Source organism: Bradyrhizobium sp. NAS80.1, assembly GCF_001908205.1.
In the GTDB taxonomy this organism is placed as follows: domain Bacteria; phylum Pseudomonadota; class Alphaproteobacteria; order Rhizobiales; family Xanthobacteraceae; genus Bradyrhizobium.
The window spans coordinates 1-7,273 of the sequence record NZ_LGHL01000187.1 but is presented as its reverse complement, the minus strand read 5'-3'; the positions used below and the strand labels follow the sequence as shown (position 1 = coordinate 7,273).

Annotated in this window: 5 protein-coding genes; 3 read left to right on the top strand and 2 right to left on the bottom strand. The window is 65.1% G+C overall.

The genetic code is table 11. The annotated features are described in order from the left end of the window. Positions 1 to 226: 226 nt before the first annotated feature. Both AC629_RS34735 and AC629_RS34730 read right to left on the bottom strand, forming a co-directional pair. The gene (locus AC629_RS34735) at positions 227 to 655 is read right to left on the bottom strand and encodes a GlcG/HbpS family heme-binding protein (RefSeq protein WP_084809279.1); all 429 of its coding nucleotides are present in this window, start codon (positions 653 to 655) and stop codon (positions 227 to 229) included. Further along, positions 648 to 3,659, bottom strand: coding sequence for an FAD-binding and (Fe-S)-binding domain-containing protein (locus tag AC629_RS34730; RefSeq protein WP_084809278.1), 3,012 nt, complete (start codon positions 3,657 to 3,659; stop codon positions 648 to 650). The genes AC629_RS34735 and AC629_RS34730 overlap by 8 nt, the downstream gene beginning before the upstream one ends. A 207-nt stretch (positions 3,660 to 3,866) precedes the next feature. Here AC629_RS34730 and AC629_RS34725 point away from each other — a divergent pair, with 207 nt between their 5' ends. From AC629_RS34725 to AC629_RS34715, 3 genes are all read left to right on the top strand, one after another. Then, positions 3,867 to 5,066: a pyridoxal-phosphate-dependent aminotransferase family protein gene (locus AC629_RS34725; protein ID WP_084809277.1), complete on the top strand. Its 1,200-nt coding sequence runs from the start codon at positions 3,867 to 3,869 to the stop codon at positions 5,064 to 5,066. Between the two features lie 47 nt (positions 5,067 to 5,113). Beyond that, entirely contained in the window at positions 5,114 to 5,911 is a 798-nt protein-coding gene (locus tag AC629_RS34720) for an enoyl-CoA hydratase/isomerase family protein (protein ID WP_084809276.1), read from the top strand. 226 nt (positions 5,912 to 6,137) lie between these two features. After that, a complete protein-coding gene (locus AC629_RS34715; RefSeq protein WP_084809275.1) occupies positions 6,138 to 7,112 on the top strand; it encodes a Bug family tripartite tricarboxylate transporter substrate binding protein in 975 nt (324 codons plus the stop codon). The last annotated feature ends 161 nt before the right edge of the window (positions 7,113 to 7,273 follow it).

The window sequence follows — 7,273 nt, the reverse complement described above, 5'->3', positions numbered from 1 at the left end:
TGGCTGGATCGACCCTGGAGTAAATGACCTTGCAACCAATCGGCAACCCGCTCGGCACGAGGTTGTCACCTATGTCTTAGGTACGATCTGTTACCGATGTCTTCGGTCTGGACAGGGTTTAACGATGTAGCGGACCGGGGACTCGAACCCCCGACAATTGACCCCACGGCGGGGCGATCCTTAGCATCTTCTCGAGCGCAGCCGCTACCGGTAGTGTGGACGAGCGCTATCCCGCGTTGGCCTTCAGTCCCGCTGCCTGGATGCCGGCAACCGCACACGCCTCGTCATTGTCCGAGGTGTCGCCGGAGACGCCGACGGCGCCGAGCAGCGTCGTGCCGTCCATGATCAGCACGCCGCCAGGGACCGGCACCAGCGCGCCCTTGGCGATGGTGTTCACGGCGTCGATGAAATAGGCCTGCTCCTGCGCGCGCTGGAACAGGGCGCGCGAGCCCATGCCCATCGCGAGCGCACCATAGGCCTTGCCGTGCGCGATCTCGGCGCGCATCAGGCTGGTGCCGTCCTGCGCTGCGGCGATCTTGAGCACGCCGCGCGCGTCCAGGATGGTGACGACCAGCGGCTTCAGTTTCAGTTCGGTGGCCTTTGCGAAAGCGGCGTCGAGGATCTTGCGGGCGGTGTCGAGCGTGAGTTCAGCCATGGCTTCCTTCCTTTGCAACGGGGGTGGTCGTGGATTCGGTCGCGGCGCGATCGAGGCTCATCGCCAGCACGCGCGCGACGTGGAGCGCCTCGCGCTGCGTGCCATCGTGGATCTGATGGCGGCAGGAGGTGCCGTCGGCAACGATCAGCGTCGCCTCACCTGCGCGCCGCACGGCGGGCAGCAGCGACAACTCGGCCATCTCGATCGAGGCGTCGTAAGTGTCTGCGCCATAGCCGAAGGCGCCGGCCATGCCGCAGCAGCTCGACTCGATGGTCTCGACCTTCAGGCCGGGGACGAGGCGCAGCACCTGCTCGACCGGCCTGAAGGCGCCGAACGATTTTTGATGGCAATGGCCGTGGACAACGGCCTTGTCGGCGACGGTGCCGAGCGGCAATTGCAGCCGGCCGGCCTCGGCCTCGCGGACCAAAAATTCCTCGAAGGTCAGCGCATGGGCGCCGACCGCCTTGGCGTCGTCGTCCTTGCGGAGCGAGGCGAGCTCGTCGCGCAGCGTCAGGAGGCAGCTCGGCTCCAGGCCGACGATCGGCACGCCGCGCGCGGCGAAGGGCGCGAAGGCGGCGACGAGCCGGTCGAGCTCGGACCTGGCTTCGTCGACGAGACCCGCCGACAGGAAGGTGCGGCCGCAGCACAGCGGGCGGCTGCCGCTCGCTGGCTTCGGCAGGTGCACGCGATAGCCGCCTGCCTTGAGCACGCGCAACGCTGCGTCGAGATTTTCGCGCTCGTAGATGCGGTTGAAAGTGTCCGCGAATAGCACGACTTCACGGCCGGTTTCCGGACCAACGCTGCCAGCCGGCGGCACGAAGACGTCGCTGCGGAAGGCGGGCAGGGCGCGGCGCGCGCTGATGCCGGCAAAGCGCTCGAACAGCTTTCGCAGCAACGGGCTGCGGTTGCGCAAATTAGCCAGCGGCGCGAAGCGCGACGCGAGGCCGGCATAGCGCGGAAGATAGCCGATCAGGCGGTCCCGCAGCGTCAAGCCGTGAGATGCAACGCGCGCGGCCAGCACCTCGATCTTCATCTTGGCCATGTCGACGCCGGTCGGACATTCGTGGCGGCAGGCCTTGCATGAGACGCAGAGTTTCAGCGTCTCCATCATCTCGTCCGAGGCCAGCGCATTCGGGCCCAGCTGGCCGGAGATGGCGAGCCGCAGTGTGTTGGCGCGGCCGCGCGTGACGTCCTTCTCGTTGCGGGTCGCACGGTAGGACGGGCACATCACGCCGCCCTCGAGCTTGCGGCAGGCGCCATTGTTGTTGCACATCTCGACCGCGCCCTGGAAACCGCCGCCGGCGCCGGGATAAGCGGACCAGTCGAGCGTGGTCTTGAGCTCGCCGACGCGATAGTCGGGCCGGTAGCGGAACAGCGAGCGGTCGTCCATTTTAGGTGCGTCGACGATCTTGCCGGGATTGAGGGTGCCATCGGGATCGAAGCGCTGCTTCACCTCCCTGAAGTCGGCGACGAGACGCTCGCCGAACATTGTCTCGTGGAATTCCGAGCGCACCAGACCGTCGCCATGCTCGCCGGAATGCGAGCCCTTGTACTCGCGCACCAGCTCGAAGGCCTCCTCGGCGATGGCGCGCATCGCCTTCACGTCCTTCTCCAGCTTCAGGTTCAGCACGGGCCGCACATGCAGGCATCCCTCGGAGGCATGTGCATACATCGTGCCGCTTGTGCCATGTTTGGCGAAGACCTCGTTCAGCCGGGCGGTGTAGTCGGCCAGATGCGGCAGCGGCACGGCGCAGTCCTCGACGAAGGAGACCGGCTTACCCTCCTGCTTCATCGACATCATGACGTTGAGGCCGGCGGCGCGGAAATCGGCAATGCCGCTCTGGAGCGCAGGCTCGGTAATCTCGACCACGCCGCCCCATTTGCGCTTGTCGTTATTCCAGCCGAAGCCGAGGTCGCCCATCAGCTCCCTGAGCTGCTTGAGGTGTTGCAGATTGTCGGCCTGGTCCTCCTCGGCGAACTCGACGACCAGGACGGCATCCGGATCGCCCTTGATGGCGGCGGAGATGACGGGTGCGAACATCGCGATATCGCGGCCGAGCGCGATCATGGTTCGGTCGACCAGCTCGACCGCGATCGGCTTGAGCTTGACAAGATGCTGGGCCGCATCCATCGCCTCGTAGAAGCTGCCGAAATGGCAGACGCCGAGCGCCTTATTGCGGATCACCGGCCACAGCTTCAGCTCGACCTTGGTGGTGAAGGCGAGGGTGCCCTCGGACCCGACGAGCAGATGCGCCATGTTGTTGCGCGCATTGCGCGGCGTCAGCGCATCGAGATTGTACCCGCCGACCCGGCGCTGCACTTTTGGAAAGCGCGTCGCGATTGCTTCGGCCTCGCGGGCCCCGAGATCGAGCATGTCGCGGAATAGGGCCCGCGCGACGTCGCTCGCATCAAAGTCGGAGAGATCGCGCGGCACCTCGCCAAACCGCATCAGCGTGCCGTCCGCGAGCGCGGCCTCCATCGACAGCGTGTTGTCGCGCATGGTGCCGTAGCGCAGCGAACGGCCGCCGCAGGAATTGTTGCCGGCCATGCCGCCGATGGTGGCGCGCGAAGCGGTGGAGACATCGACCGGGAACCAGAGGCCGTGCTTTTTGAGCTGGCGGTTGAGGTCGTCGAGCACGATGCCGGGTTCGACGACGCAGGTCCGGTTCGCGACGTCGAGTGCCAGGATGCGGTTCAGGTGTTTCGAGAGATCGACCACGATCCCGTCATTGACGGTCTGGCCGCATTGTGAGGTGCCTCCGCCGCGCGGGGTGACCTTCCGCCCGTCGTCCCGGGCGATTGCCAGCGCCCGCAGCGCCTCGTCCATGCCGCGCGGCACCACCACACCATAGGGCATGATCTGATAGAAGGAGGCGTCGGTCGCGTAGCGGCCGCGGCTGAAAGCGTCGAACAGGACGTCGCCAGTGATTTCCCGGGCCAGGCGAGCCGCCAGGCTGTCCTTTTGGGCCGATTCCAGTGATTTTCCGGCCACTTCAGCCGCCATGATCCGCTCTCGCCTGTTCGCTGGCACCGTCTTGCCTACCGTCACGGCCCTTGGCAAGGCGAGCCCTGCTTCTTGTGCATTGACGGCCCCCGCCGGGCGAGGGACAAGCCCGGCGAATAGTGATATGCGAGCGGCTCGCCGGAGCCCCTCGTTCAGGCCAACAGACATTAGAAGCCAAGTCAGCTTCAAAGACCGGGAAGGACGCCCATGACCGTGCACACTGGAAGGCATTTCCTACAGATTCCAGGACCGACCAATGTACCCGACCGGGTGCTGCGGGCGATGGACATGCCGACGCTGGACCATCGTGGTCCGGAGTTCGCCGAGCTTGGTTTCGCGGTCCTGGCCTCGATGCAGCGGGTGTTCCGCACCAAGCAGCCCGTGATCATCTTCCCCTCGTCCGGCACCGGCGCCTGGGAAGCGGCGATGGTCAACGTGTTCTCGCCAGGCGACAAGGTCCTGATGTGCGAGACCGGCCAGTTCGCCGTGTTGTGGCGCGGCATCGCCGACAAGTTCAAGCTCGACGTCGACTTCATCCCGAGCGACTGGCGCCATGGCGCCGATCTCGCTGAGATCGAGAAGCGCCTTGCCGCCGATAAGCAGCACGCGATCAAGGCGGTCTGCGTTGTGCACAACGAGACCTCGACCGGCTGCGTGACGCCGCCCCTCGAAGTGCGCAAGATCCTCGACCGCGTCAAGCACCCGGCGCTCCTGATGGTCGATACCATCTCCGGCCTCGGATCGATGGAATATGAGCACGACGCCTGGGGCATCGACGTCTCGGTCGCCGGCTCACAGAAGGGCCTGATGCTGCCGCCCGGCCTCGGCTTCAACGCTGTCTCGGAGAAGGCTCTCGCAGTCGCCAAGGCGAACCCCGGCATGCGCTCCTACTGGGACTGGCAGGAAGTCATCAACTTCAACAAGCTCGGCACCTTCCCGTATACGCCCGCGACCAATTTGCTCTACGGCCTGCGCGAAGCGGTCAAGATGCTGGAAGAGGAAGGGCTCGAGAACGTCTGGGCCCGCCACAAGCGCCACAGCGCGGCGACGCGCGCCGCGGTCAAGGTCTGGGGCCTGGAGACGCAGTGCGCCGATCCTGCCGCACACTCGCCGGCCCTGACCGGCGTGCGCGTGCCGGAGGGACATGACGCCGACGCCTTCCGCAAGGTGGTGCTCGAAAACTTCGACATGTCGCTCGGCACTGGCCTGAACAAGGTCAAGGGCAAGGTATTCCGCATCGGTCATATCGGCCATTTCAACGATCTGATGCTGATGGGCACGCTCGCCGGCGTCGAGATGGGCCTGGACCTTGCAAAGATCCCGCACCGGAGCGGCGGCGTCCTGGCGGCCATGGACGTCCTGAAGGGACGCGACGCGGTGCCGATGGCCAAGGCCCACGTCGCCTAAAGGCTCAGGTGGCCTGAACCTATCCTGCTGAACCAAGAGAGCGCGCGATGAACGCACCGACGACTGCTAACGAAGACCTGCTCTACTCCGTCCAGGACGGCATCGCGCGGATCACCTTCAACCGCCCTCAGGCGCGCAACGCAATGACCTTCGCCATGTATGACCGCATGGCGGAGATCTGCCAGGAGATCAACGCCGATCGCTCGATCAAGGCGCTGATCCTCACCGGCGCCGGCGACAAGGCCTTCGCCTCCGGCACCGACATTTCTCAGTTCCGTGCGTTTAAAACCGCGCAGGACGCGCTCGACTACGAGGCCCGCATCGACCGCGTGCTCGGCACGCTCGAGCAGTGCCGCGTGCCCGTGATCGCGGCGATCGCCGGTGCCTGCACCGGCGGCGGCGCCGGCATCGCGGCTTGCTGCGATCTTCGCATCGGAACTGAAACGACGCGCATCGGTTTTCCGATCGCGCGCACGCTCGGCAATTGCCTGTCGATGTCAAACATCAGCCGCGTCGTCTCGCTGGTGGGACCTGCGCGCACCAAGGACCTGATCTTCAAGGCGCGTCTGGTCGAGGCGCCGGAAGCGCTGGCGCTCGGCCTGCTCAACGAGGTCGTGCCCGACGTCGAGACGCTGCAGCGCCGTGCGGACGAGACCGCAAGGCTCGTCGCAAGCCACGCCCCGCTCACGCTGGAAGCGACCAAGGAGGCGGTGCGCCGCATCCGCCGCACGCTGTCGCGCGAGGAAGGCGAGGACCTGATCCTCAAGGCCTATATGAGCGAAGATTTTCGCGAGGGCATGGACGCCTTCCTCAACAAGCGCACGCCGAACTGGAAGGGCAAGTAGCGGCCAACTTGGGTTAGTGTTCCGAACGCGGCTCGGACTTGCCGCAACGGGCCTGCGCCTTTTGCGGGTCGGCCCTGCCTGCAACCGATCTCATTCCAAAGTCATAAGCGGTGCGGCATCGGCCCGGCTTGAACTGACTGGCGTTCGCCCGCACAATGCGGTTCGCCTTACTTCGCGAATTGCCAATCCAAACAAGAACATAGGGAAGATGCGCGTGGGACATGGAATGAAGGCCGCAATTGCGCTTGCGGCCGCGCTTTGCGGCACGCCGGCTTTTGCCGGTTGGGAACCGACCAAACCCGTCGAGATCGTGGTGGCGGCGGGCGCGGGCGGCGCCTCCGATCAGATGGCGCGGATGATGCAGGCCGCGATCCAGAAGAACAATCTGATGAAGCAGCCGATGGTCGTCTCGCTCAAGGGCGGCGCGTCGGGCGCGGAAGCGCTGATGTACATGAAGTCCAGCGAAGGCGATCCGAACAAGGTGCTGATTGCCTATTCGCTGATCTACATGCTGCCGCTGTCGGCGAAGATTCCGTTCAACTGGCGTGAGCTGACGCCGGTCTCGGTGATCGCGCTCGACCAGTTCGTGTTGTGGGACAACAGCGCAGGTCCCAAGACGGTGAAGGAGTTCGTCGCGGCCGCGAAGGCTGCCAGCTCGCCCTTCAAGATGGGCGGCACCGGCTCCAAGCGCGAGGATCACGTGCTGACCGTGTTCCTCGAGCAGAAGACCGGCGCGAAGTTCTCCTATCTGCCCTACAAATCCGGTGGTGAGGCCGCGACCCAGCTCGTCGGCAACCACACCGAATCCAACGTCAACAACCCATCCGAAAATCTCGAAGTCTGGCGCGCGGGCCAGGTGCGTCCGCTCTGCGTGTTCGACAAGGAGCGCATCTCCTACACCAGCAAGGTGACGGACACGCAGTCCTGGGCGGACATTCCGACCTGTAAGGAGGAGGGCGTCGACGTCCAGTATCTGATGCTGCGCGCGATGTTCCTGCCCGGCAAGGTCACGCCCGAGCAACAGGCGTTCTATGTCGACCTGTTCCAGAAGGTGACGCAGACCGCGGAGTACAAGGAATACATGGAGAAGCAGGCGCTGAAGCCGATCTTCCTCACCGGCAAGGACATGGTGCAATTCCTCGAGGAGGACGATGCACAGAACAAGTTGCTGATGACGGAAGCCGGATTCGTTGCGAAGTGATCGTCTCTTCTCCCTCTCCCCGTTCTTACGGGGAGAGGGTTGGGGTGAGGGGCTCTCTCCGCGAGTCCAGTCCTCACCGTCATCGCGGAGACTCCCCCTCACCCCAACCCTCTCCCCGCAAGCGGGGAGAGGGGGGAATTGAACGCGGTTCGTCCCTAACC

Excerpts from the sequence above, each read along its gene's own strand:
- AC629_RS34735 (WP_084809279.1), bottom strand. The coding sequence starts at position 655 with ATGGCTGAACTCACGCTCGACACCGCCCGCAAGATCCTCGACGCCGCT.
- AC629_RS34730 (WP_084809278.1), bottom strand. The coding sequence starts at position 3,659 with ATGGCGGCTGAAGTGGCCGGAAAATCACTGGAATCGGCCCAAAAGGAC.
- AC629_RS34725 (WP_084809277.1), top strand. The coding sequence starts at position 3,867 with ATGACCGTGCACACTGGAAGGCATTTCCTACAGATTCCAGGACCGACC.
- AC629_RS34720 (WP_084809276.1), top strand. The coding sequence starts at position 5,114 with ATGAACGCACCGACGACTGCTAACGAAGACCTGCTCTACTCCGTCCAG.
- AC629_RS34715 (WP_084809275.1), top strand. The coding sequence starts at position 6,138 with ATGAAGGCCGCAATTGCGCTTGCGGCCGCGCTTTGCGGCACGCCGGCT.